The organism is Chloroflexota bacterium, from assembly GCA_026708035.1.
GTDB lineage: Bacteria > Chloroflexota > UBA11872 > UBA11872 > UBA11872 > JAJECS01.
Window position 1 is genome coordinate 61,212 of the sequence record JAPOVQ010000026.1, and the last position, 25,616, is coordinate 86,827.

Genomic DNA, 25,616 nt, shown 5'->3' on the forward strand with positions numbered 1-25,616 from the left:
GAGCGTCGTCAGGCTCCGGCGGATGCCGGCGAGGGCTTAGCCTGCTCGCGGCGCGGCATCCAGGGCAGCACTGCCAGCACCACTAACTGCGCCAGCGCCATACCGGCGAATGCGACGTTGAGGCCCGCGGCGTCGCCGATGATGCCGGTGACGTAGTTCCCTACGGCGCCCGCGCCGAAGGACAAGCCGAGCACGACGCCGCTGGCCGCGCCCATGTGACCCGGAAGCAGCCGCTGCACCATCACGACCGTGGGCGTGAATCCGGCGCCAAGGAACGCCCCCATCACCGCGCCGAGCGGAATGTGCCATGGGCCGAAAGGCAGGAGGCCGAAAGCCAGCATCGCCGGAATCATCACCAAGGACGACACGCCGAGAATCCGGCGCACGCCAAAGCGGTCGGTGGAGACGCCGCCGGCGAAGGCGCCTACCGCATGGCCAATCAGATAGGCCGAAAGCACGATGCCCGCGCGCACGGGGTCCGGCCGGTCGGGCGAGACGAATACGGGGACGAAGGTCACCAGCGCGGCGTAGGCCCAGCCGCGCACCACGGCCACCAGCAACAGACCGACGAGCGCCGCCGAAATTCCACCGAACGCGGTCCGCCCCACGGCGACGCTGACGCTCGGCTGTTGCGGGGCCTGGAAGTTGCGCAACGACCAGGCCATGAACGCCGACACCACGAGCACCGGCGCGAGCACCACGGGCATCCAGTCGGTGCCGCCGGCCTCCAGCACCCCGCCCAGGATCAGGGGCGCGACGGCGAACGCGGCGTGTCCGCCCAGGAAGAACAGCGCGACATTGGTGCCGGTGTTGCGGCCCTGCGCCTCGTTGGCAATGGCGGCGCCCTGGGGGTGGAACGCCGCGACGCCGACGGCGGCTACGACCAGGAACAGCACCAGCAACGGATAGCTGGGCGCGAATGCGGCCACTGCCACCCAGACCGCAATCCAGGCCGGGCTGAGCGACGCGAGCCAGCGCCTTCCCGCGCGGTCGCCGATGTAGCCGAACAGCGGTTGAATCACCGAGGTCGTCAAGGCCCAGGCGAGCGCCGCCAGACCGATCATGCCGTAGGACATATCCAGCCGCACGGCCAGGATGGGGTAGAGCATGCTGGGCCCCAGGGCGGAGAAGTCCGACGCGAAGTGACCCAGCGCGACGGTGATCACGGCCTGCCTGCCGGCAAAGATTCGCGAGGCGATTCGACCCTTGGGGCGTCGGCGCTACAGCCGGGACGGCCCCGTGACGGTGGTACATTCGCAGGCCAAGCGTACGCACCGTCGGCGCACCTCGCATGCCACCCCCTGCCGCCGTGATGTCCAAGTGGATCTATCCCTTCCGCGAGGGCGGCGAATCCATGCGCAACCTTCTCGGCGGCAAGGGCGCGGGCTCGGCCGAAATGACCAAGGCCGGCATGCCGGTGCCGCCCGGATTCACCATCACCACGGCCGCGTGCCTGGAGTACTACGCCAACGACAAGGATTTTCCGGCGGGGCTCAACGCCCAGGTGGAGATTGCGCTGGCCGAGGTCGAGTCAGCCGTCGGGCGGCGTTTCGGCGACCCCAAGAACCCACTGCTGGTGTCGGTGCGGTCCGGCGCGCGCGTGTCCATGCCGGGAATGATGGACACGGTGCTCAACCTGGGGTTGAACACGGCCACGCTCGAAGGCCTGATCGCCGCTACGGGAGACGCGCGTTTCGGCTGGGACGCCTACCGCCGCTTCATCCAAGGCTTCGGCTCGATTGTGCTGGGCGTGGAAAGCCACGCGTTCGAGGACTGCATCGACGCCCACAAGGCGCGGCTCGGCGTGGACCAGGACACCGAACTCAGCGCGACGGACTGGCAGGCGGTGGCTGACGACTTTCGCCAGATCATTCGCGACGCCACCAACGCCGAGTTCCCGGACGACCCCCGGCAGCAGCTCGATCACGCCATCCGCGCGGTGTTCGACTCCTGGTTCGGGCGGCGCGCCGTGGACTATCGCCGGGTGCACGGGCTGCCGGACGACTGGGGCACGGCGGTCAACGTCCAGACGATGGTCTTCGGCAACATGGGCGAGACCTCGGGCACCGGCGTGGCCTTCACGCGCAACCCCAACACCGGCGAGCGCGAGCTCTTCGGCGAGTACCTGCTGAACGCGCAGGGCGAGGACGTGGTGGCCGGCGTGCGAACGCCGACGCCGATCGCCACGCTCGAAACCTCGATGCCGGAAGTCTTCGGCCAGTTCGAGGACTACGCCACGCGGCTGGAGCAGCACTACCGCGAGATGCAGGACCTCGAATTCACCATCGAGGCCGGCAAGCTCTACATGCTGCAAACGCGCGCGGGCAAGCGCAGCCCGGCGGCGGCCGTGAAGATCGCCGTCGACTTGGTGCGCGAGGGCGTCATCGACAAGACCACCGCCGTGCAGCGGGTGGAGCCGGAGCAGGTGGGCGCGGTGCTGCATCCGCGCGTGGACCCGGCGCACTGGGACCATCCCATCGCCACCGGGCTCAACGCGTCGCCCGGCGCGGCGCACGGGCAAGTGGTGTTCACCGCCGACGAGGCCGCGGAGCTGGCCGATTCCAAGCACCCGGTGATCCTGGTGCGGCCCGAGACCTCGCCCGACGACTTTCACGGCATGGCCGTCTCGGCGGCCATTCTGACCGCGCGCGGCGGCGCGACCAGCCACGCGGCCATCGTGGCCCGCCAGCTCGGCATCCCGGCCGTCGTGGGCTGCGCCGACCTTGTGCTCGATCTCGAAGCCAGGCAGTTCACAGCCCATGGCGTCACGGTGAAGGCGGGCGACGTGATCACCGTCGACGGCACGGACGGCGAGGTGCTCACCGGCGCGCTGCCGCTCATCCCCGGCTCGATGACGCCCGAGCTGGAGGAGCTGCTCGGTTGGGCCGACGAGATTCGGCGGCTGAGCACCTGGGGCAACGCCGACACCCCGGAAGAGGCGGCGCTGGCCCGCGAGCACGGCGCCGAGGGCATCGGGCTCTGCCGCACCGAGCACATGTTCCGCGAGGGCGACCGGCTGCCCATCGTGCAGGAGATGATCCTGGCCGAGACCGTCGAGGAGCGGCAGACTGCCCTCGACCGCCTGCTGCCCATCCAGCGCGAGGATTTCGTCGGCATTCTGCGGGCCATGGACGGATTCCCGGTCGTGATTCGGCTGCTCGATCCGCCGCTGCACGAGTTCTTGCCGGACCACGAGCCGCTCGCCGCCGAGCTGGCTGCGCTGACCGCCGAAGACTCCGATCCACAGCGCCGGGCGCACCTCGAACGCATGCTTCGCCGCGTCGAGGAGATTCAGGAAGTCAACCCCATGCTCGGCTTGCGGGGTTGCCGTTTGGGCATCCAGCAGCCCGAGGTCTACGAAATGCAGGTGCGGGCGATCATCGAAGCGGCGCTGGAGCTGAGCGCCGCTGGCCTTCAGCCGCGGCCCAAGATCATGATTCCGCTGATCAGCCACGTGAACGAGCTGCGGAAGGTGGAGGGGCGGCTGCACGCGGTCGCGGACGAAGTCGTGCGCGACAAGGGCGCCTCGGTCTCCTACGAGTTCGGCACGATGATCGAGGTTCCGCGCGCCTGCCTGACGGCCGGGGCGCTCGCCGAGGTCGCGGACTTTTTCAGCTTCGGCACCAACGACCTCACGCAGACGACCTACGGCATCTCGCGCGACGACGCGGAGGGCAAGTTCCTCATTGATTATGTCGAGTCAGAAATTCTGCCCGCGAATCCGTTCCAGGTGATGGACCCGGACGGCGTCGGGGCGTTGCTGCGGCTGGCGGTTGAGCAGGGGCGGGCAGCCGATCCCGACATCGAGATGGGCATCTGCGGCGAGCACGGCGGCGATCCGGACTCGATCGGGATCTGCGAGCAGCTCGGCCTGGACTACGTCAGCGCCTCACCGTTCCGCATCCCCGTCTCGCGCATGGCCGCCGCCCACGCGCGGCTGGCGGATATCGAACGGGATCGCTAGGCGAATCGATCACAGGATTGGCTTCCGTTCGCCCTGAGCGAAGTCGAAGGGCCGTTCATGGTTCGACGGGCTCACCACGAACGGCTCCAATCTCAAGTTGAGTGCGACGCACGGCTGCCGGTCGTCGGCGGCCAGGGACTAGAATCTACGGCAGCCTGAGACACGCGTGAGGGGGCCGCGTGGCCTCGCCTGTTGAGGACATCAAATCCCGGCTCAATGCCGCCGAGGTGATTGGCCGCGACGTGCGGCTGCAGCGCTCGGGGCGGTACCTCAAGGGGCTGTGCCCATTCCACACCGAGAAGACGCCGTCGTTCTTCGTCTTCGGCGATCGCGGCACGTTTCGCTGTTTCGGCTGCGGCGAGGGCGGCGATCTCTTCACCTACGTCATGCGACGGGACGGCAGCAGCTTTCCCGACGCGCTGCGGCTGCTGGCCGGCGAGGCGGGGGTGGAGCTGCGCGCGCAGGACCGAGACCCCGAAGCCGACCGGCAGCGGCGGAGCACACGGGCCGCGCTGGAAGAGGCGGCCACCCTCATGCACCGGTTGCTGCGCGAGTCGCCCGAGGCCACGGGAACGCGCGCCTATTTGGAGGAGCGCGGCGTATCGGAGCAGATGCTCGCCACGTTCCGGCTGGGCTACGCGCCGGCGCGCGGCTCGCCGGTTACGAAGCACCTGAAAGAGCTGGGCACCGATGCGGAGGCGCTGAGCACCACGGGCCTGGTTCGTGACGACGACGGCCCGCCGCGCGACTACTTCTTCAACCGCTTGATCTTCCCCATCAGCGAGCGGCGCGGGGCGGTGATCGGGTTTGGCGCGCGGGCGCTGGGCGACGCGACGCCCAAGTACCTGAACTCGCGCGAGAGCGACACCTTCCGCAAGGGAAACCATCTCTACGGCTTCAACCTGGCGGCGGACGCCATCCGGCGCGAGCGTGAGGCGGTGCTGGTGGAGGGCTACATGGACGCCATCGCGGCGCACCAGTTCGGCTTCGCCAACACCGTGGCGTCCATGGGAACGGCGCTGACACACGAGCAGGGCCGACTGCTCGCCGGATCGGGCGCGCAACGCATCGTCCTGGCGCTGGACGCGGACACTGCTGGGGCCGCCGCGACGCGCCGCGGCGTGGACGTGCTGCGCGACGCCGGCCGCGACGCAGCGGACGCCGAGGTGGACTTCCGCGGATTGATTCGACACGAGGCGCGGCTTTCGATCGACGTCGCCGTGGTCGAGCTGCCGTCGGGCGAGGACCCGGACTCGGTGATTCGCGCCGACACGACGCGCTGGCGCGCATTGCTCGAAGCCGCGGTGCCCCTGGCCGACTACTACTTCCGCTGGGCGCTCGAGGAGCATGACGTCTCGTCGATCGTCGGGCGGCGCCGGGCGGTGGCGGACCTGACGCCGGTAATTACGGAGATCAACGAGCCAGCGGTGCGCGCGCACTACTACGAGCGCCTCTCGCACGTATCCGGCGTACCGGTCGAGGAGCTGCGCCGCGCAGCCCCGCGGCGTCAGCGCCGCATGGGCGCGGCGCCCGCAGCCGCCAGCCAGCCGGTCGACCGGGTCGAGGAAGGGCTGCTGGAACTGGTGCTCCAGGCGCCGCCCGAGGCAGCGGGCGCGGTCGCGGGACTGAACGCGTCGAACGTATCGGATCCGTCGCTGCGCTACGTGATCGAGGCCCTGGCGAGAAACGCCGGAGAGCCCTCGAGCGGCTCCTGGGAATCGGTTCTCGAAGGGCTGGATGATCAGTCGCGGGAGCAGGTGGAGGCCGTGCACGCCCGAGTGGCCGGTCTGCCGGCGCTCGAGGGGGACGCCTTCGATAGCGCGCTGCAAGTCACGATGCTGCGGCTGCGCGAGCGGCGCATCCTCGAAGAGTTGCGCGAGGTCGGCGCAATGGACGACGGGGCCGCCGCGGCTGCGCGCTCGCGCGAGCTTGGTGCACAGAAGCGCAGCGTCGAGATGGCGATGCGCGAGCTGTCCGTGCTCACCCACGGACCGACGGCCTAACGCCGTCGACGCGGGGCGCGGGCGCTAGGCGGCGAGCGCCTGATCGATCTGGCTCTTGATGTCCGCCTTGGGGCGGAAGCCGACGATGCGGCCCACCTCCGCGCCGCCGTTGAAGATGATCAGCGTGGGAATGCCGCGGATGCCCAGCTGCATGGGCGTGTCCGGATTCTCGTCCACGTCCATCTTGGCGAACGCCACCTGGCCGTCGTAGTCCTGCGCCAGCTCCTCGACCACCGGCGCCACCATCTTGCAAGGCCCGCACCACTCCGCCCAGAAGTCCACCAGCACGGGCGTCTCGGCGTCGAGCACCGTCGATTGAAATTCAGCGTCCGTCACCGCCACGGGAGCCGCCATGTGATCCTGTCACCCTTCGGGTGCGCCACGATATAGCGCGCCCGAGACTAGAAACGGCACGGTCGTCATGTCAACGGTAGATGGCCCGTCCGGGGGCGAGGCGGCGTCCGCCGTGGTCCTCGCCGGCGGCGCCAGCCGCCGCATGGGTCGGGACAAGCGGCTGTTGCCTTGGGGAACAGGCGCCGACGGACGGCCCCGCACGCTCTTGCAGCAGGTCATCGACACGCTGGCGGCCGTTGCCGATGACGTGATTGTGGTGGCGAACGATCGACCCGACGTCCGGGGCGCGCGTGTGGTGCCGGACGCGATCCCTGGATCAGGCAGCCTGGGCGGCATCCTGTCCGGCATCGAAGCGGCGCGGCGCGACCGGGTGTTCGTGGCGGCGGCCGACATGCCGTTTCTGAGCACGACGCTCGTGCGCGACCTGCTGGACCGCCTCGAAGGCCATGACGCGGTGGTGCCGATCGTCGACGGCAGGCCCGAGCCGCTGCACGCCGTCTACGGCCCCGCCGTCGGGGCGGCGGCCCGTCGGCAGATTGCGCGCGGGCAGCTCAAGATTGCGCTGGCCTTTGAAGGACTCGACATCGTGCGGGTGCCTGAGGCGGAGCTGCGGGAGTTTGATCCCGGCCTGCGCTCGTTCCGCAACGTCAACACGCCGGACGACTATGCGGGGGCGCGAAGGGATGCGGGGGCTTAGGAGGCACCCGGACAACCGCGGGCCTGTGGGGTTCATGGCTGGGGACTGGACCGAAATCCTAGGCTTCACGCAGCCTGGGGCACCAGGCTGTTCCTTCACTCTTCGATATCATAATGTGATACCATCCGAGCATGCGACGACGGCATCGCAGAACCCTTGCCGCAATCTTCAAGCGACCAACCCAGGCGGGAATCCGCTGGGCCGACATTGAATCGCTGCTGCAAGCCTGCGGCGCCGACATCGAGGAGCGGGCCGGTTCGCGCGTAGCGGTTGAGCTCAACGACGTAGTCGCCATCTTCCACCGCCCGCATCCGCGGCCACAGACCGACAAAGGAGCGGTGGCGTCGGTGCGGCGGTTTCTGGTCGCTGCCGGAATCGACAAGGAGGCAGACGAAGCATGATGGATTACGAGGGCTACCGAGCTGTGGTGACGTACGACGACGAGGTTGGTGTATTCCACGGTGAGGTCGTCGACACGCACGACGTGATTACGTTTCAAGGCACCTCGGTCGGGGAGTTGCGACAGGCGTTCCGTGATTCGGTGGACGAGTACCTGAAAGTGTGCGCGGAGCGAGGCCGGACTCCGGACAAGCCGTTCTCAGGGAACGTCGCGCTTCGACTTCCGCCGTCGGTTCACCGAGACGCGACGGCCGCCGCTCGGTCTGCAGACCAGAGCTTGAACGCCTGGCTGACGGAGACGATTACCCGTGCCGCGCGGACCTCGTGACCTGCGGTGGACTTGGCCGGCGGCAGCGCTCGCGGTTCTCCGCGGCACTCGTGATGTGGGACTTGAAGGAGCCCCAGGCGTTCGCGGTGAAGCGAATTCCCAGACTGCGCGCAGCCTGGGCCACCGGGCCAGGAAAGATGGCCTAGTGCGCGATCCCTAGCTGGTGCATGCGGCGGTGGATGGCGTCGCGGGCGGCCTGCAACGGGCGCTCCAGGTAGGCGGTGTGGTCGGGCTCGCCGTGGTGGTGGGTGACCGAGCCGTCGGTTGGCTCGCTGCCCGCGCGGCGGCGCACGTAGCTGAGGTTTCCTTCGATCATGGTGAGCATGTACTCGGCGGTGGCGTCGTTCCACATGCGCCAGTCACCACCGGTCGACACGTAGACCGGCGACGTGTGGGCGAAGCGCTGCCGCTTCCAGCCGTCGAGGTAGTAGGGCGCGTCGTAGTAGTCCGCCCCGCCGGTACGGGCCGCGAACCAGGTGTGGCCGTCCGCGCGTAGCCGTTCGCTCAGCTCCAGCCGCCGGGCGCCGTCGGACGCCACGGTTTCGGCCACGACCCGGCCTTCCTGCACGATCTGCAGGTTGTAGATCGGCAAGCTCCCCTCCGCCCACGCCTCGATGTGCACCGTGCCGCCGTTGCTGGGCAGATGCATCGTGTCGCCGATGGCGTGGCCCTCGACGCTGAGCCCGATGAGCGGGCCGCTCGACATGAAGGTGCGTCCGGCGCTCATCTGCGCGCGCCAGGCGTCGTAGGTGAATGGCGTGTCCTCGGCAAGGTGGACATAGGTGCGGTAGATGCCCACCGGCGTATCGGTGGCCATCTTGTCGGTGCCGCCCACCAGCGGCAGGCGGTATCCGGCGTTGAGATAGCGGTAGTACTCGTCGTGGTCGAACGGCACTTGCCGGCACATTTCCACAGCGTCGGCCAGGCCCAGCGCGATCAGGGCCACTGGGTCGCCATTGGGCCAGGGAAAGTGCGGCAGCACCACGGTGCCGCCCTGATCGCGGCAGGCCTCGGCCCAGTGGGACATGGTGGTTTGCAGCGGTCCGCCCAGCTCGCCCTCTCCGGGACCGTCGGTGCACCAGGGCATGATCGGCTCGGTGTGGCCGAGCAGCGTGAGATGCCCGAGAAAGTGCTGCCGGTTCTCCTGGCCGAACGACACGATGGTCTTGCCGTCGTCCGACACCTGGGGCCGGCCGGTGAAGTCGTCGGTGTTGCTGAAGAAGTGGCCCCACTGCGACTGCAGCACGTTGGCGACGTTCAGGTCCTCGCCCGCCGACTCGAGCACCGCGCCGTTGCCCGCGAGAAAGTGCACGTGCGTGTCGCCGCTGTACCAGCCCTGGGCATTCATGTCGGTCCAGCGGCCAATGCGCAACTCCAACTCGCGCTGTCCCGGCTTGATCTCGACTTCCGTCCGCAACGGCTCGTATTCGAACCCCCGCGCGACGTCCACGATCACCCGTCCGCGCGGCAACCAGCCCTGGCAGGCGCCGTCGACGTAGGCATAAGTGACCTGGTCCATGCGCACGTCGCCGAAAGCGTCGCGGCCCCAGGTCGAGAAGCCGGAAAACAGGTGCGGGTGGTGGCCATAGGGCTGGTAGGGCACGCCTTCTGGTGAGCGGAAATGGATGCGGCATGGCACGGGCCGACCGGTGTCGGCATCGAGCACGCGCGTGTGCACCCAGTTGCGGCCAGTTTCGGGCAGGCTGAGTCGGAGCCGCGGCGAGGCTTGCACCGTGCCCTGGGCCTGCAGATCGCCAAAGCGCGCCGTGCCGAGCACCTCGTCGCCCTGCGTCACGCTGACATCGGCTGAGGGCGCGGCGCTGATCTCCGTATATGCCGGACTCGACGTGAGGTTGTCCGGCTCGCCCCAGCCCTTGTCCACGGCGTCCACGAACGCTTCGGGGTCCCGCGGCAGCGGCTGGGCATAAGTCGCCGAGCCGCGCTTGACTTGCACGTCGAGATCGAACGGCTGCTCGGCGTCCTCGGGGCGCGTCAGCTCAATCTGCACGGGACGGCGCGGCGCGCGCTCCAGCGGGTCTTCGTCGACGAACCCGGCCGAAATGCCGCCCAGCACCCACGGCAGCGGACCGCCGCTGATCTCCACGCTCGCGATCGCGTTCTCGGGATGCGGGTTGCGCCACGTCCAGAGGAAGAAGGACCGCACCCGTCCCGCGGCCACCTCGGTTATTCGCCGCTGCTGCTCGTCGTACGGCCCCTCATAGCGCGGCTGCATGCCGTCCTCGCCGTTGGGCGTGGCCAGATACGGCTGGCCGGGCCGCAAGAGGTAACGACGCGAAATCCAGCCGATCTCGAACCGGTCGCGCAGCGGAGCGTCGATTCGAGTTCCGTCTTCGTATTCGAACGTGTAGCGCCCCACCTCGCCGCCGGGCGCTCCGCCGTGGGCGATGGCCGTGTCCAGCAGCGCGTGCGCAAACGTGAGGGTGTGTACGGCACGCCCCACCGGCAGCGTCTGTGGTTCCGGGTGTCCGCCGGGACCGAACTGCGCAATAGTCCCGCGCGCCGGGTCGCCGACGTCGAATGCCAGCCCGCGAAAGTCTTGCGCACCGAGCAGATCGGGCGTTTCGGGTCCGGCCACATCGGCAGGAGCGTTGCAAAGGTCAGCGATGGAAATGGGTTCGTAAGGATTCACGCGGCGTACCCCGGCGCACCGGCCGTTCGCATAGTGGCGGTCTGCCGCAGCGCCAGCAACCCGCGGCGCGGTGGATACACTGCCCGCGCTGACAGTCCGTCAGTCGCCGCCCCCCGAACGGGCGGCGCGCGGCATCCCACGAGGGTCGTCCATGCACCCCACGTTCGGCGTTCGCTACGCGCTGGATACCAAGATGCCGATGCGCGACGGCGTGCAGCTTTCGGGCGACATCTACCTGCCCGAAGCTCCCGGACCCTTCCCGACCGTGCTCATCCGCACGCCCTACGACAACAACACGCCGGAGACGATCGCCTCGGCCCGCGCCTTCGCCCAGGACGGCTATGCCTGCGTGGTGCAGGACGTGCGCGGGCGCTGGGACTCCGACGGCGTCTACTACCCCTTCCACAACGAGGCGGCCGACGGCTTCGACACGCATGAGTGGATTGGCCGACAACCGTGGAGCAACGGACGCATCGGCATGAGCGGTCCGTCGTACCTGGCGCTGGTGCAGTGGCTCAGCGCGCCGCTGGGCAGCGAATTCCTCACGTGCCTCGCGCCGCGGGTGGTGTGCCCGGAGTTCCTCGGCGGACTGGTGCGGCCGGGCGGAGCGTTGCAGCTCACCACGGCCCTCACCTGGGGTATGCGCACCAATTCCCGCACGGCGCAGAGCATCGCCTTCCACAACTGGACCGAGGCGTTTCACACGCTGCCCATCGCGGACCTGGACCTGCGCGCCGGCCGACGGCTGGACTTCTGGCGCGACTGGCTGGAGCACGACCGCTACGACGACTACTGGGAGGAGGTCAGCGTCTCCCACCGCTGGCACGAGATCCGAGTGCCGGCGCTCACCATGGGCGGCTGGTACGACCTCTACGCCGCCGACACGTTGGAGAACGTCACCAACCTGCGGCGCTTCGGGGCCACTCCGCAGGCGCGCCAGAGCCGCGCCATCGTCGGTCCCTGGCCACACCGCCTGGCCGAGTCCACGCGGCTCGGCGACGTCGACTTTGGCGTCGATTCGATAGTGAGCCTCACGCAGCTGGAGCGGCGCTGGTTCAACCTCTGGCTCAAGGGCGAGGACGACGGCTTGAGCGAAGAGCCGCCGCTGCGCCTGTTCACCATGGGCGTCAACGAGTGGCGCGACGAGCACGAGTGGCCGCTGTCGCGCACCGACTGGCAGACGTGGTACCTGCACTCGGACGGCAACGCCAACACCGCGCGCGGCGACGGCACACTGACGCCCACCGCTCCGGCCGAGGAGCCGCCCGACCGCTACGTCTACGATCCTCGGTTCCCCGTGCAATCGCTGGGCGGCACCACCTGCTGCACCCCGGAGATCGTCGCCTGGGGACCGTACGACCAGCGGCCCGTCGAGGCCCGGTCGGACGTGCTCTGCTACACCTCGGAGCCGCTACAGACCGATCTGGACGTCACCGGACCGATCACGTTTGTGCTGTTCGCCGCCACCGACGGTCGCGATACCGACTGGACCGCCAAGCTGGTGGACGTGTCGCCCAGCGGCTACGCCATGAACCTCTGCGACGGCATCGTGCGCGCCCGCTATCGCGAGGGAATGGTCGAGCCGGCGCTGCTGGAGCCGGGCAAGGTCTACCGCTACGAGATCGACGTGGGCGTGACCAGCAACGTCTTCCGCGCCGGGCATCGCATCCGGCTGGAGATCTCGTCATCGAACTTCCCCTGCTACGACCGCAACCTGAACACTGGCAACGACCTCGCGAGCGACACGGAAGTGCGCGCCGCCTCGCAGACCGTACTGCACGCGCACCTGCATCCGTCGCACCTGCGGCTGCCGGTGATTCCCAAGTAGCGCCGCGGGCGGCCACGAGGGCCGCCCTTACACCGGATCGACTGGCTCGAAGATTGGGCCGCGCTCGCGGTCGACGCGGCGCAATCGAACGTGGGCGCCCAGCTCGAGTCCGGCGTTGCCAATCAGGCGCCCCATGGTGCGCAAGCCGCAATCGAGCTCGACGATCACCACCGTGTAGGGGGCTTCGCCGGCATAGCGCGTGGGGGGAATGTAAATCGTCGTCCAGACGACGATCCGTCCGTCACCGGGGATCTCGTGTGGCTCGAGGTCGGGGCGCCCGCACGTGGGGCAGGCATCGCCGCGCGCCATGACCAGGTGGCCGTCGTCGGGACAGCGATAGACCGTGAGCCGCGGCGGACTAGTCACGGGCCAGGATGTGAACCGTGGCCGCCGCGCCGCAGCCGCCCATGCTGTGCGCGAGGCCGATCCGAGCCCCGGCGACCTGATTGGCGGCCTCACCGCGCAGCTGCAGCGCGAGATCGTAGACCTGTCCGACGCCGCTGGCGCCCACCGGATGGCCCTTGGCGATGAGCCCGCCGCTGGGATTGACCGGCAAGCGGCCGCCTAGTGCTGTTTCGCCAGCCTCAACCGCGCGTCCGCTGTCGCCGCGCGCAACCAGACCCAGGTCCTCGGTCGCCACCAGCTCCGCGATCGTGAAGCAGTCGTGCACCTCGGCCACGTCCACCGCGCCGGGGCCGAGTCCCGCCTGCCCGAACGCCTCGGACGCCGCGCGCACCGTGGCCGGAAAGCTCGTCAGATCGTCCATGCCGCTCAGTGCCACCGGTCCGGAACCGTGGCCCGATGCGAGGATGCGCACGCTTCGCGTGGTGTGCTGCCGGGCGATGGCTGCCGTGCAGACCACCGCCGCCGCCGCGCCGTCGCTGATGGGCGGACAGTCGAACAGCCGCAGCGGCTCGGCCACGAACCGCGAGTTCACGACCTCCTCGACCGTTGTCGGCTTGCGGAATTGGGCCTTTGGATTGGCCGCGCCGTTGTCGTGGTTCTTGACCGAGACGGCGGCAATCTGGTCCCGCGACGTGCCAAATCGCGCCATATGCGCCTGCATGACCATGGCAAAGGCGCCTGGAAAGGTGAGCCCGGTGCGCATCTCCAGGCCCTCGTCACCGGCGGTGGCGAGAGCGGCGGTGACGTCGCCGGTGGGGATGTTCGACATCTTCTCGACCCCGGCCACGAGCACGACATCGTGGATGCCCGCGGTGACGGTGAGGTAGCCGTGGCGCAGGGCGATACCCCCGGACGCGCAGGCGGCCTCGACCTTGGTCGCCGGTATCCCGTCGAGACCCAGTCGACGCGCCACGATGGGCGCCAGCGCTCCTTGATCGGCCAAACGTTCGCCGATGAAATTGCCGAGGTACAGCGCCTGCACCCGCTCGCGCGGAATCCCGCTGTCCGCCAGCGCGTCCCGACACGCATCGGTAGCCAGCTCGACGATCCCGCCGTCCGGCAGCTTGCCGAACGACGTCGAGCCGACGCCGGCGATGCTTACGTCGCGCAATCTGGTCTCACCGCTGCAACCCACCCGATTACGGTCCCTATCATGCGACCATACGCCTCCGAGATGGGAGTGACCACCGCCACGGCCGTGCACCTATGAGTCAGCGTTCGCCGGAAGTCCCATTCGACGTCTTGGTGATCGGGTGCGGCCCCGCCGGCACCCAGGCCGCCGTGAGCGCCGCACACCAGATGCGGCACGTGGCGCTGATCGACGGCGGGGCCGTGAGCCTGCGACGCGGCCGGCACTTCTGGTCGAAATCGGTCGAGTTCGTGGACGCGCCGGTGTTCCCGGGCATCACCGGACCGGCGTTCAACCGCGCGCTCAAGGAGTGGACCGAGGCGCAGCCGGAACAAGAGGTCACCATCGACGGCGAGGCGCGGCACATCGGCATTCGCCGCATCCCCGGCTACGTCACGGATGTCGAAAGGGCCCCGGACGGCACGCTGGCGGTGACCATGTCGACGGCGATGCTGCCGCGCAACGGCGGGACCCCACCCACGGAGACGGTCCGGGCGCGCACGGTGGTGGTGGCCTCGGGGTTCGAGGACGCCTGGCCCGACATCGAGATCGAATCCTCGGCGGAGCGCGCCTACGCGCGCTATGGCGTCGTGTTTCGCTTTGCCGGCAACCATCGCGGCTGGCACGTCTGCGTTCGCTGCGACGGGCACCTGCACACCGACCAAGAGCTCGCCATCGTCGGTGTGGGGGACTATATCTTCGACGTCGTGCACGGCGCCCAGGACTTCACCCACCGCATGACCGTGCTGACCAACGGGCGACCCCACGGCATGTCGGAGGCGGTGTTGGCGGAAATGGAGCGCCGGGGCGTGCGGCTCGAAACCGAGCGGATCGAAGCCCACATCGGCAGCGGACGCGACCTGCTGGGGCTACGCCTGGCCGACGGCCGCGAGCTTTTCTTCGACGGATTCTTCGTCGACGAGGGACTCGTGCCCAACGACGAGTTCCTGGCCGGCTTCTCGCCGCAGCACGACGATGAGGGGTTCCTGGTGTGCGACGAGGACCACCGGGTGTTGGATATTTACGGCAATCCGATCCCCGGCATCTGGGCCTGCGGTGACATCGTGGCCGGCGAGCGCAATCTCATCGCGTCCGCCTTTGCCAGCGGGCAGGACGCGGGTCTGGAAGCCAGCGACAGTCTGCGCCGGTGGGCGCCGGTCAAGTGAGCGAGGAATTGGACACGGACATGGAGCACTTCTCGGTCACGACGGAGCAAATCGACCTGCCCAGCACGGCCACGCCGCAGGCGCGCCGCGTAGCTGTTGCCTGGCGCGGACGGCCCATCTGCGCCTTCACGCAAGGCCTGCACCGGTGCTATCTGTACCCGCTGTATTCGCCCGCCGGCGTGCCGCTGACCGCCGAAAGTCCCGTCGATCATCCGCACCACGACTCGGTCACGGTCGGCGCGGACATGGTCATAGCCAAGTTTCCACCGCTGACGCCAGCAATATCGCCGCTGACGGAGTCCGGCACCTACAACCTCTATGCCAACAACGTGTTTCAAGGCCGCTCGCCGGGCCGCACCTGGTCCGTGGACGTCAATGCCACCGAGCTCGCCCCCGATCACCTGCGCGTCGTGCAGACAGTCGAATGGCAGGGACCGGAGGAGTGGGGAGCAGCGGACGGCCGGCGCGTTCTCGCCGTGGAGACCAGGATCACGGACATCCGCCCTGGCGATGTCGTCAACACGGTCGACATCCGGTCGCAGCTGCGGCCCACCGAGTGGGACCTGACCCTCGGGCCGACCCGCCACGCCTACTTCACCGTGCGGCTGGCCTATGGCCTGCGCGTGGTCGACGGCGGCACCCTCATCGACGCCGAAGGTCGCCGCGGCGGGGCGGCGATTACCAATCAGGCGTCCGCCTGGGTGGATGCGTCGGGTGCGGCGCCGCACGGCTCCAGGGCGGGCCTGACTGTCCTGGGTCACGCCTCCACGGCGCACGTGCCTTGGGTGGCGTACGACTGGGGCACCGTAAACGTGAACCCGTTTGCCCGCGAGGCCGCCACCGTGCAGCGAGGCGACATGCTAGACCTTGGCATTCGGCTGCTCGCGCACGAAGGCGACGCCGGTGAGGTGGACATTGCGGCCCACGCCGCCGAGCTCGCGGTCGAAACCGCCGCCGGTGCTAGCATTTCGCGAGCGGCCAGCCGCCCCTAGGACGCCCCATGCTTGAAACGACGACGCGCGACGCGCTGGTGTCGGCGGATATTGAGCACCTGATCCATCAACTCACGCGCGCCGGTCACCACGCGCGCACGGGTCCGGTCATCGTCGAGTCCGCCAGCGGCGCCACGCTGCGGCTGGCCGACGGGCGGGAGGTTCTGGACGGCACCTCGGGCCTGTGGTGCGTCAACTTGGGCCATGGCCGCGCCGAGCTGGCCGATGCGGCGGCGGATCAGATGCGCCGCTTGGCCTTTGCCCACACGTCAAGCGGGTTTTCCCACCTGCCGGCCATCGAGCTGGCCGCGCGACTGGCCCGGCTGACTCCCGGCGATCTCACCGCGGCCTACTTCACCTCCGGCGGCGCCGAGGCAAACGAGACCGCTTTCAAGTTCGCACGCTACTACTGGCGCTTGCGGGGACAGCCGGACAAGGCGCTGGTGCTATCGCACGCACGCGGGTATCACGGCCTCACCCACGGGGCGGCATCAGCCACCGGGCTCACCGAATACCACGGAGTCTTCGGCGAGCTGGCGGAAGGCTTTGACAAGGTGCCGCCGCCATATCCCTATCGCTGGGACGAGTACGGCCCGGCCGACATCGACGTTGACGAGATCGCCAGTGCCGATGCCGTGGCGCGGCGGATCGAGGAGGTCGGGCCGGAGCGCGTGGCCGCCGTGATTATGGAGCCCGTGCTCGGCACCGGCGGCGTGATCGTGCCGCCGGACGGCTACTTGCGCGCGGTGCGCGAGATCTGCGATCGGTACGACGTGCTCATGATCGCGGACGAGGTGATCACGGGCTTTGGTCGCACGGGCGCCTGGTTCGGCTCGCAGCACGAGGACGTGGTCCCCGACATGATGACGTTTGCCAAGGGCGTCACCAGCGGCTACCTGCCCCTGGGCGGCGTGATGCTGCGACAGCATCTGCGCGACGCGATGCGCGAGGCGCCGGGCGACCCGCCCCTCATGCACGTCTTCACCTATTCGGGACACCCCGTGCCGTGCGCCGTGGCGCTGGCGAACCTCGAGATTCTCGAAAACGAGGGCATCGTCGACGGCGTGGCGGCCAAGGGTCGCCGCTTGCGCCAACGCCTAGACGAGCTGCACGACCTGCCCGAGGTTGGCGACATCCGGTCGGCGGGCCTCATGTCCGGGGTGGAGCTGGTGCGCGACCAGGACACCCGGGAGCCCTACCACGTCGGCGACCGGCCGACCGCCGTGGCCGCGGCGGCGCTGGAACGCGGGCTCGCCACGCGCGCCTTGCTGGGCGGAACCATGCAGCTTGCGCCGCCCCTGATCATCAGCGACGAGCAGATCGACCGCGCGGTGGAAATCCTGGCGGAGTCCATCATCGCCACGCGCTGACCAAGCGCGGGCTCTATGATTCAAGCCATGGACCCGAGCTGCCTGGCGCATGTGCTGACGGACGACGAACGGGCCTCCTTCGACGCCGAGGGCTACCTGGTGGTCGAAGGCGCGCTGAGCGACGCGGAGGTTGCGGCGCTCAACGCGGTGCTCGATCGGCTGCGCGACGCCAACCGGCTGGCATCGCCCGAACGCTACGCCGGCATCGACCAACGCGTGCTGCACCTCGGCTTCATCACGCTCGATCCGGCATTCATGGACCTGATCGACCATCCCCGGCTGTTCCCCAAAGTCTGGGGAATCCTTGGGCCGAACATCTATCTCTACAGCACCCACCTCATCATCACGCCGCCGCAGGCCGACGAGTTCGATCCCGCGCGGGACACCCTCAACTGGCACCAGGATTCGAGCTGGATGGGCCGGGACATGCCGGAAATCTCCGTGCCGGCGCGGCTGTCGGTGAAGGTCGCGTATCTCCTCACCGATCACTCCCAGCCTGGCAGCGCCAACCTGTGGGTGCTGCCGGGCGCTCACACGCAGTCCTCCATCGGAGTGCCGCCGGACGGCCAGGGCCAGCCCGCCGGCGCGATCCCAGTCTGCGCGCCTGCCGGCAGCGCGGTCATCTTTGACCGGCGGCTATGGCACGACGGTAGCCCCAACGCCGCGCCGTGGTCGCGCCGAGCGCTGTTCTACGGCTATGGCTATCGCTGGATTCGGCGGCGCGACAAGGATGCAATGCCAGTTCCGCCAGATTTGCTGGCGGACACCGGTCCGATCCGTCGGCAACTGCTGGACTACCCGAGCGAGGGCCACGAGCCCCTCCAATACATCGGCGGCGAGTCGCCGCTGCGAGACTGGTTGCAGCAGCACGGTCAGCTTGCCTAGGGTTGATACGAGCCCAATTGGGCGCTCGGCCGTCTGCGCAGAGTCTGCACATGGCCTGCATGGTCGGCGCACGCGCCCGGCTTACGCTGACATGCCAGGAAGCGCGGTCGAGCGGCCCGACACGATCGGGCCGATAGGAGAGTGGTGATGCGCGGAGGACTCGTGCGGTGGCTGGTCGTCGCCGCCCTGCTTGGCGTGGTCGTCGCCGGCGTGGCCTACCTGCTGGTCTTCATCACCGGCGGCGCCGGCGAGGCGAGCGAGCCCATCAGCGCTCCACAGCTGTCGTTGCCCGCAGCGACCGCGACCCCCGAGCCGCCTGCCCCAACAGCAACCGCCGCCCCAACGCCAGCCGCGACGGAAGACCCGACGCCGGTGGCGATGTCGGACCCCGAGCCGACGGCAACGGCCGCCCCCGAGCCAACCGCGACCCCGGCGCCGACGCCTGCCGCGACGGCAGCCCCGACGCCGACTGCGGCCCCCGCGGCCACCGCAACCGCCGCCGCTACTGAAGCGCCCGCCGATGACGTCCCGACGGGGGCCGTGCTCTATCGCATCGTGCCGGAGGAATCGGAGGTCCGGTTCGAGATCGACGAGATCCTGCGCGGTGCGCCCACGCTGGTCGTTGGTACCACCAATCAGGTAGCCGGCGATTTCATCATCGACTTCGCCGATCTCGCGGCCTCGCAGCTCGGCCCGGTGCGCATCAACGTGCGCACCCTGCGCACGGATGAGGAGCGGCGCGACCGCGCCATTCGCTCGCGGATTCTGGAATCGGCCAGCGATCAGTACGAGTTCACCACGTTTGAGCCCGTGAGGCTGGAGGGGCTTCCTGGGTCGCTTGAGCTGGGACAGACCGTGCCGTTCCAAATCGTCGGGAATCTGGCCATTCGCGACATCACGCGCGAGGTTGTCTTCGACGCCGAGCTGACCGTGGTGTCGCCGGACCGGGTCGAGGGCATAGCGGTGACGACCATCCTGCGTGGGGACTACAGCCTGACCATTCCCAACGTGCCCTTCGTCGCCTCCGTCGACGAGGACGTGCTTTTGGGTATCAGCTTCGTGGCGGTGGCGGTCAGCGAGTAACCCTCAGGCCGCGCCGAGCAGTACCTCTGGCCCCGATCGTGGGGAGCCTGTCGAATCATGACGGCGTCCTTCGACGTTTCTCGGGACGAACGGGCGCATCCTTTCCGCCCCGAGGTTCAATGATGGGTGGATTCCCGCCGTCGCGGGAATGACGAAGGGTTAGGCAACGGTCTCCATGCGCGTGAATTGAATTCCGCAGCTGGTGGCAAGACTGAACGGATCTTCTCCTGGCCGACGAGAGGCTGCCTCCCCCGACGCCGCACAAGTAGAATCCGGGCATGCTTGCCAAGGTCCATAGCTGCGCGCTGGTGGGCCTTGACGGCGTGCTCGTGGATGTCGAGGTCGACGTAGCCCAGGGACTGCCCGCCTACACCATCGTCGGTCTGCCCGACGCCGCAGTGCAGGAGGCGCGGGAGCGCACGCGCGCGGCGATTCGCAACAGCGGCGCCGTATTTCCGAACCGCCGCCTCACCGTCAACCTGGCGCCGGCGGACGTGCGCAAGGTCGGACCGGTGCACGACCTGTCCATCGCGTCCGCCATCCTGGCCGCCACCGGACAGCTGGGCGACATCACGGAGAACCGCGCGGTGTTCCTGGGCGAGCTGTCGCTGGACGGCGCGCTGCGCCACACGGACGGCATTCTGCCGATGGTGGCCGAGGCGCGGGCGGCGGGCATGGAGCGCGCGTTCGTCCCCGCCATGAACGGGGCCGAGGCGGCGGTGGTCAGCGGCATCGAGGTGCTGCCGGTGAGCTCGCTGCAGCAACTCATCGCGCACTTCATCGGACTGATCCAGATCGAACCGCTGCCGGCCACCCAGACAACCGTCGATCGCTCCAGCTACCCGGTCGATCTCGCCGACGTGCGCGGACAGGCCCACGTGAAGCGGGCGCTGGAGATCGCGGCCGCCGGCGCGCACAACGTGCTGATGATCGGTCCGCCCGGGGCCGGCAAGACGCTGCTGGCCCGCTGCGTGCCGTCGATCCTGCCGCCGCTGGGATTGGAAGAGGCCATCGAGGTAACCAAGATCTACAGCGTCGCCGGCCTGATCCCCCAGCGGACGTCACTGATCGCCGAACGACCCTTTCGCGCGCCGCATCACACGGTGTCCCACGTGGGCCTGGTCGGTGGCGGCGTGACGCCGCAGCCGGGGGAAATCAGCCTGGCGCACCGGGGCGTGCTGTTCCTGGATGAGTTTCCGGAGTTCAGCCGGCAGTCGCTCGAAGCGCTGCGTCAGCCGCTGGAGGACGGCACCGTCAGCGTGGTGCGCGCCAACTACTCGGTCACTCTGCCCGCTCGCCTCATGCTGGTGGCGGCCATGAACCCTTCGCCCGGCGGCTACGCCGAAGGCGGGGACGGCGACTCGACCATGGCCGACGCCGCGCGGCGCTATCGACGCCGCATCTCCGGTCCGCTGCTGGACCGCATCGACGTGTATGTCGAAGTGCCCCAGATTCCCTATGAGGACATGGCGGGCGGCGACCGCGGCGAGTCGTCGGAGGTGGTGCGGCAGCGCGTGGAAGCCTGCCGGGATGTCCAGGCGAGACGCCTCAACCCGCACGATCTGCGGGTAAATGCCGAGATCACGGCGCGCCTCGTGCCGGAGCTCTGCGTGATCGACAAGCGCGCCGAGTCCCTGCTGCGCGGCGCGCACGACCGGATGGGCCTGAGCGGGCGCGGGCATCACCGCACGCTCAAGCTGGCCCGCACCATCGCCGACCTGGACGGCGCGGAAGTGATCGGCGCGGCCCACGTGGCCGAGGCGCTGCAATACCGCGCCCGCCTCGACGACGGCTAGCGGCCCGCCACCTCGCGCAGCACGTCCTTCCGCAGCTTGCAGATCATGGTGTAGGCGGGGTCGAACATGTTGCCCAGGTCGTATTCGACCATGCGGCCGAGCAGCAGATGGGCCTCGCGCGTCGTCAGGCCGTAGTCGACTTCGAGCCAGCGCACCATTTCGGACGTGGCGTGCTGCACGGCCTGGTCGAGCGGGCGCAGGTTGCCGGCCGTCATGAGGTGGGTGTCGCTCTCGAAGCGCGGCCACTCGATGGTCTTGCCCTTGATAAGGTCCAGCGTGAAGGTCACGTCCAGGGGCACCTCCACGCCCGTGCCGTCCATCTCGCCGTCGCCCTGCAAAGCGTGGCCGTCGCCCGTGTGGAAGAGTCCGCCGGGCGCAAACACCGGAAAGTAGAGCCGCAGCCCTTCGACCACGCCGTTGTAGTCCATGTTGCCGCCGAAGGGCCCGGAGGTGGCGGTCGATATGTGCTGCCGACCGGGCGGCGCCACCGCCACGCAGCCGATCATGGTTTGCAGCGGCAGCGCCACGTCGTGGATCCGGTTCCGCGCCGGCGTGGGCTCTCCGGCCGGCACGCGCTCGGGCGCCTGGAGCCTGACGGTGCCGACCTCCTGGTCGATGTCCCAGAAGGATCGGTCGGCCTCGTCGCTGAAATCGGGCACGTCATCGAACTCGAGCACGTTGGCCGCAAGCGCCGACGAGCTGAAGCCCCAGGACCGCGTGATACGCACCTTGTCGAGTGTGACCACCAGCGTGTCTCCCGGCTCCGCGCCGGCGACCGCAAACGGCCCAGACTGTGGGTTTCCGCGATTGGCGACGGTGTTCCCATGCCGGTCCCCGCCCCGGGCGTCGACGGTGCTGGTGCGCACGCTGTCGCCAGGCTGGACCGTCAGCGGCGGCGCATGCCAGCCAAAGGTGTTGTGATAGGTCGTGGGCTCGAACTCGTGATGCGCCATGTCGTGATCTCCCGTTCGAGGGCAGGGCGAGGGCGGCGGCTCGTGGTCAGTTTCTCACTCGCGCGCCGAAGCGCCGCATGGCACTGTCCAGCTCGAGGACGCGCCTTGCAGCCAGCGCGGCGTCACAGGCGAAGAGTCGCCGCGACCGCTAGCCGCCGTCGGCAGTTGCCGGGATGCACCGACGGCTTCAGAATTAGTCTCAGACATTTGTGCAGAGTCCGTCGTCCGCCGGGAGGAGCAGCATGCGCCGACTCTTGCGGGCGCTCGCCGGCGCGGTCCTGGTTGGGACTGTCACGGCGGGGGTGGTGGTCGCCCTCAACTACGACGGTGAGGACTATTGCCAGGACTATCCGGCGTGGCCCAACGGGACCTATTTGGGTCAAATGCATCCCTTCCACTCGAATTTCTACGCGGGATTCGCGGAACGTCGCGGGTTGGATCCGTGCGTGACGTGGGCTCAGAACCAGCGGGCTTCAGCAGCCCGCGGGCTGCGGGAGCTTGGCTACACCGTCGTCGAGCCTCCCGGGGGCTCGCCGCCATTGACCGCGACACCGACGCCCGACCCCGCGCCTTCGCCCCCGCCCATGCCCGCGCAAACTGCGCAAGCAACGACGACGTGGGTCTTGGACACGAGCGTGTACGACGAGGACACGGGAGCCAAACGTTACCTTGCCCTCGCCGCACAGAATAGGCGGGTCCTCCTGGTTCGCTGCCAAGACAACCTCATTGACACATTTGTCTACTTCGGCGAAGACGCCCATATCTCAGGCGATATCAATGGTCTGGTGGCGACGCAATGGAGATTCGACGCCAATCCCACGATTTCAGGCGTCTGAGGCACGGCGACAGACAAGCAGTTCATATTCTCAGGCGCCGCCGTGGCGATGGCACGGCAGATTTTCGCAGCCAGCCGATTCCGCATCCAGGCCACCGACCTGCTGAGCGGCAACCAGTACTTTGCGGACTTCACTCTCGATGGGCGCAGCGATCGGAACCATCCTGTCCGGCGCGTTTTCGGCGAATGCGGTCTCACTATCGGTGAGAGCTACGAGGGTGAGGCCTTCTGTCGGGACACGCCGGCCTGGCCCAACGGCACCTATCTGGGCCAGATGCACCCCTTCCATGCCGACTTTTACAAGGGCTTCGCCGAGAGGCGCGGTTGGGAGCCGTGTGAGACCTGGGCAACCGACCAGCGCAACTCGGCGATACGCGGCCTGCGTGCGCTGGGGTATACCGTTACCGGCAATCCGCCGTAGTCGCGTAGCAAACCGCGCCCCGGCGCGGCGGAATTCGTCGCCCCGGACATCGCCCACACGGATTGACCACGTCTTCAAACACCCGTCCGCCATCCGTCCGGTCCGAATATGTCGGAGAGAGCTTGTGCCCGCCCCGCACCTCGAGGCGGGGGTGAGTTGGCGACCGGTCGTGCGCACCGGATTCCCTCTCCCCTCCGAGGGAGACGGATAGGGTGAGGAGGAATCCGGTCGTCCTCTATGACGGCGAGTGCGCCTTCTGCCGCGTCTGCGCCAGGGTCCTGCGGCGCCTCGACCGCCGCCACCGCCTTGATCTGCTGGACTTCAACCGGCCCGAGGCCGATGCCTTGTTGGAGTCGCTACCGGCCGCTGAACACCGCACCGCCCTGCACGTCGCGGACGTCGATGGCACGGTCCGCTCCTCCGGTCCGGCGCTGCGCCGGGCGCTGGCCGAGGCCCTGGGTCCAGCCGCGGAACGGCTGCTCGCCAACGCGGTCGTCGCGCCGCTGGTCGACGCCGCCTATCGGATCGTGGCCGCGCAACGTCACCGCCTCGGGTGGATCGAGCGACTGATGCCCTGAGGCAATGCGCTCACAACCGCTGGGGCACAGGCCTGCGGCTCAAACAGCAGCACGGCCGTGCGCGAGTCCTCGACGCCGCCTAGCTGTATTGACCACAGAGCAGTGAGACACGGCTGACGTGGAGAGCGCAAACGGCAACCTCCCCGCTGGGATCACGGCGCTCCGGGCGGCGCGGCCTGACCGTTTTCATTCGAGCCCCAGCAGGCGATGGAGCCATCAGTCCTCACTCCGCACGTGTGAAAGTCCCCCGCGCTCACCGAGGCAAAACGATCGCTAGAGGGACTGGACTGGCCGTATTCGTTGTGGCCCCAGCATTCCACGGAGCCGTCCCGCCTCAAGCTGCAGGCGTGGCGACCCCCGACGCTGACCGAGACGAATTCCCCGGGCGGTGGCGGGACCTCACCCTCGAGAACGTCACCGCCCCAGCATTCCAGCGTGCCGTCGCCTCTCACGCCACATGCGTAGGAACTTCCGACGCTGACCGAGACGAAGGAACCTTCCGGAGGATTGGCGTGCCCCAAGCCCAAAGCTTGCGCGACCGGGTCAAAGCCCCAGCATTCAATGGAACCGTCCTCCCTCACTCCGCAAGTATGGGCTCCACCGGCGCTCACGGAGGCGAAGTCCCAGGGTGGCGGTGTGGCCTGGCCGACATCCGGGGGATCGTCCATAAGGGCGCCTAACACAGACGTGTTGGAACCCCAGCATTCGACCGAGTCGTCGGTCTTGACTCCGCAGGTGTGTTGCCCTCCCGCGCTGACTGAGACAAAGAGTCCACGGGGGGGATTGGACTGATCAAACTCATTGTCGCCCCAGCATTCGACCGAACCGTCGATCGTCACTCCGCACGTGTGGAATCCGCCAGCGCTTACGGAGACGAACTTGCCGGACGGCGGCGCAGCCTGATTCGTAAGGTCGCCCAACAGAGACGTGTTGGAACCCCAGCACTCAACCAAGCCGTCGGTGCGCACGCCGCAGGTGTGGGACCCCCCGGCGCCTATTGAGCTGAATTCAGTGGTCGCGCCTGCGGCAACGCGGCCACCATCTGCCGACCCCGGCTGCCCGCTTGCCGCTTCAGTAGAAGTGTCATCGAGGAATCCCTCGTCAATGCAGCCGGCCTCAAGCATGTCCGCGATTGCGTCCCGGTCCATGGCATTGACGATTTCGGAAATCTTCGGGAGATGCTGAACGCTCACCGGACTCAATATGCTGAAAACGTACTCCTCCAGTTCATCCGTGGACGCATCCTCTCCAGGTCCGGGAGCATCGTCCAACACCGCCACACTGGCTTTCAGATAGGCCACCATTGCTTCGTGCCAGTCGGCGAATTCCTCAGGAGGCTCCACGGATTCGAACTGCCGGATGTAATCGCCAAGCAACTCCGAGTACCCACGAAGGCCGTCAATGGGATCTTCCGCTTCTAGTCCAAAACCGCCGCAGTCTGCCAGGTACTCGTCGCGGGGCGAGCCGGATGACTCTCGCACCTCTGCAACCGGCGTCGCAGTGGGCGCCGGCTCGGCGGGTTTTCCTGTGGCGCGCGTGCTTTCCGCGGGAGTCGAGTCGGCTCCGGGCGGCGTGGATTCGCCCAGGTAATCGCTGCCCCAGCAGGCGACCGAGCCGTCGGTCGTCACGCCGCAGGTGTGGGAAACCCCTGCGCTCACGGATGCGAACCTTCCGACCGGGGGGTCGGCCTGGCCGAGGTAGTTCCCATCCCCATCCTCATTCAACCCCCAGCATTCAACCGAGCCGTCGGTCCTCACCCCGCACGTGTGGCCCACTCCAG

Annotated in this window: 22 protein-coding genes; 15 read left to right on the forward strand and 7 right to left on the reverse strand. The window is 68.5% G+C overall.

Annotated features, from left to right (window positions below):
* Positions 1–8: 8 nt before the first annotated feature.
* On the reverse strand, positions 9–1,166 hold the full coding sequence (locus OXG33_11410; GenBank protein ID MCY4114525.1) for an MFS transporter: 1,158 nt from the start codon (positions 1,164–1,166) through the stop codon (positions 9–11).
* Positions 1,167–1,291: 125 nt separating this feature from the next.
* Between OXG33_11410 and ppdK the strand changes: the two genes are divergently transcribed.
* Both ppdK and dnaG read left to right on the forward strand, forming a co-directional pair.
* Positions 1,292–3,964, forward strand: coding sequence for a pyruvate, phosphate dikinase (gene ppdK, locus OXG33_11415; protein MCY4114526.1), 2,673 nt, complete (start codon positions 1,292–1,294; stop codon positions 3,962–3,964).
* 179 nt (positions 3,965–4,143) lie between these two features.
* The gene (gene dnaG / locus OXG33_11420; GenBank protein MCY4114527.1) at positions 4,144–5,967 is read left to right on the forward strand and encodes a DNA primase; all 1,824 of its coding nucleotides are present in this window, start codon (positions 4,144–4,146) and stop codon (positions 5,965–5,967) included.
* Between the two features lie 24 nt (positions 5,968–5,991).
* Here the strand turns inward: dnaG and trxA are convergent, their stop codons facing one another.
* Positions 5,992–6,321 carry a thioredoxin gene (gene trxA, locus OXG33_11425; GenBank protein MCY4114528.1) on the reverse strand — a complete coding sequence of 110 codons (330 nt, stop codon included), beginning with the start codon at positions 6,319–6,321 and terminating at the stop codon, positions 5,992–5,994.
* Positions 6,322–6,388: 67 nt separating this feature from the next.
* Between trxA and OXG33_11430 the strand changes: the two genes are divergently transcribed.
* The 3 genes from OXG33_11430 to OXG33_11440 all read left to right on the forward strand — a co-directional run bounded on the left by OXG33_11430 (position 6,389) and on the right by OXG33_11440 (position 7,745).
* Positions 6,389–7,018, forward strand: coding sequence for a molybdenum cofactor guanylyltransferase (locus OXG33_11430; protein MCY4114529.1), 630 nt, complete (start codon positions 6,389–6,391; stop codon positions 7,016–7,018).
* A 131-nt stretch (positions 7,019–7,149) separates the two neighbouring features.
* Positions 7,150–7,419 carry a type II toxin-antitoxin system HicA family toxin gene (locus OXG33_11435; protein ID MCY4114530.1) on the forward strand — a complete coding sequence of 90 codons (270 nt, stop codon included), beginning with the start codon at positions 7,150–7,152 and terminating at the stop codon, positions 7,417–7,419.
* Entirely contained in the window at positions 7,416–7,745 is a 330-nt protein-coding gene (locus OXG33_11440) for a type II toxin-antitoxin system HicB family antitoxin (protein ID MCY4114531.1), read from the forward strand. The genes OXG33_11435 and OXG33_11440 overlap by 4 nt, the downstream gene beginning before the upstream one ends.
* A 142-nt stretch (positions 7,746–7,887) precedes the next feature.
* Here OXG33_11440 and OXG33_11445 read toward each other — a convergent pair whose 3' ends face one another.
* Entirely contained in the window at positions 7,888–10,341 is a 2,454-nt protein-coding gene (locus OXG33_11445; GenBank protein ID MCY4114532.1) for a CehA/McbA family metallohydrolase, read from the reverse strand.
* A gap of 205 nt (positions 10,342–10,546) precedes the next feature.
* Between OXG33_11445 and OXG33_11450 the strand changes: the two genes are divergently transcribed.
* Positions 10,547–12,223, forward strand: coding sequence for a CocE/NonD family hydrolase (locus tag OXG33_11450; GenBank protein ID MCY4114533.1), 1,677 nt, complete (start codon positions 10,547–10,549; stop codon positions 12,221–12,223).
* Between the two features lie 27 nt (positions 12,224–12,250).
* Here OXG33_11450 and OXG33_11455 read toward each other — a convergent pair whose 3' ends face one another.
* Together OXG33_11455 and OXG33_11460 are read right to left on the reverse strand one after the other, a co-directional pair.
* Complete coding sequence (locus OXG33_11455) at positions 12,251–12,589, reverse strand: OB-fold domain-containing protein (GenBank protein ID MCY4114534.1); 339 nt, start codon at positions 12,587–12,589, stop codon at positions 12,251–12,253.
* On the reverse strand, positions 12,582–13,739 hold the full coding sequence (locus tag OXG33_11460) for a thiolase domain-containing protein (protein MCY4114535.1): 1,158 nt from the start codon (positions 13,737–13,739) through the stop codon (positions 12,582–12,584). The genes OXG33_11455 and OXG33_11460 overlap by 8 nt, the downstream gene beginning before the upstream one ends.
* A 95-nt stretch (positions 13,740–13,834) precedes the next feature.
* Here OXG33_11460 and OXG33_11465 point away from each other — a divergent pair, with 95 nt between their 5' ends.
* From OXG33_11465 to OXG33_11490, 6 genes are all read left to right on the forward strand, one after another.
* On the forward strand, positions 13,835–14,923 hold the full coding sequence (locus tag OXG33_11465; protein MCY4114536.1) for an NAD(P)/FAD-dependent oxidoreductase: 1,089 nt from the start codon (positions 13,835–13,837) through the stop codon (positions 14,921–14,923).
* Positions 14,920–15,915, forward strand: a complete 996-nt coding sequence (locus OXG33_11470; GenBank protein ID MCY4114537.1) for a PmoA family protein — start codon at positions 14,920–14,922, stop codon at positions 15,913–15,915. The genes OXG33_11465 and OXG33_11470 overlap by 4 nt, the downstream gene beginning before the upstream one ends.
* A gap of 8 nt (positions 15,916–15,923) precedes the next feature.
* On the forward strand, positions 15,924–17,285 hold the full coding sequence (locus tag OXG33_11475; GenBank protein ID MCY4114538.1) for an aspartate aminotransferase family protein: 1,362 nt from the start codon (positions 15,924–15,926) through the stop codon (positions 17,283–17,285).
* A gap of 27 nt (positions 17,286–17,312) precedes the next feature.
* Positions 17,313–18,170, forward strand: coding sequence for a phytanoyl-CoA dioxygenase family protein (locus OXG33_11480; GenBank protein ID MCY4114539.1), 858 nt, complete (start codon positions 17,313–17,315; stop codon positions 18,168–18,170).
* 147 nt (positions 18,171–18,317) lie between these two features.
* Positions 18,318–19,253: a YceI family protein gene (locus OXG33_11485; GenBank protein ID MCY4114540.1), complete on the forward strand. Its 936-nt coding sequence runs from the start codon at positions 18,318–18,320 to the stop codon at positions 19,251–19,253.
* Between the two features lie 278 nt (positions 19,254–19,531).
* The gene (locus OXG33_11490; GenBank protein ID MCY4114541.1) at positions 19,532–21,049 is read left to right on the forward strand and encodes a YifB family Mg chelatase-like AAA ATPase; all 1,518 of its coding nucleotides are present in this window, start codon (positions 19,532–19,534) and stop codon (positions 21,047–21,049) included.
* Here the strand turns inward: OXG33_11490 and OXG33_11495 are convergent.
* The gene (locus tag OXG33_11495; GenBank protein MCY4114542.1) at positions 21,046–22,002 is read right to left on the reverse strand and encodes an acetamidase/formamidase family protein; all 957 of its coding nucleotides are present in this window, start codon (positions 22,000–22,002) and stop codon (positions 21,046–21,048) included. The two genes, OXG33_11490 and OXG33_11495, sit on opposite strands and share 4 nt — an antisense overlap.
* Before the next feature lie 242 nt (positions 22,003–22,244).
* On the opposite strand from OXG33_11495, the gene OXG33_11500 reads away from it, so the two are divergent.
* The 3 genes from OXG33_11500 (at position 22,245) to OXG33_11510 (ending at position 23,836) form a co-directional block, all read left to right on the forward strand.
* Positions 22,245–22,838 (forward strand): hypothetical protein, encoded by a 594-nt coding sequence (locus OXG33_11500; GenBank protein MCY4114543.1) that lies wholly within the window; start codon positions 22,245–22,247, stop codon positions 22,836–22,838.
* 48 nt (positions 22,839–22,886) lie between these two features.
* On the forward strand, positions 22,887–23,258 hold the full coding sequence (locus OXG33_11505; protein ID MCY4114544.1) for a hypothetical protein: 372 nt from the start codon (positions 22,887–22,889) through the stop codon (positions 23,256–23,258).
* A 212-nt stretch (positions 23,259–23,470) separates the two neighbouring features.
* Entirely contained in the window at positions 23,471–23,836 is a 366-nt protein-coding gene (locus OXG33_11510; protein ID MCY4114545.1) for a DCC1-like thiol-disulfide oxidoreductase family protein, read from the forward strand.
* Positions 23,837–23,988: 152 nt separating this feature from the next.
* Here the strand turns inward: OXG33_11510 and OXG33_11515 are convergent, their stop codons facing one another.
* The gene (locus OXG33_11515; GenBank protein ID MCY4114546.1) at positions 23,989–25,212 is read right to left on the reverse strand and encodes a hypothetical protein; all 1,224 of its coding nucleotides are present in this window, start codon (positions 25,210–25,212) and stop codon (positions 23,989–23,991) included.
* Positions 25,213–25,616 lie beyond the last annotated feature (404 nt).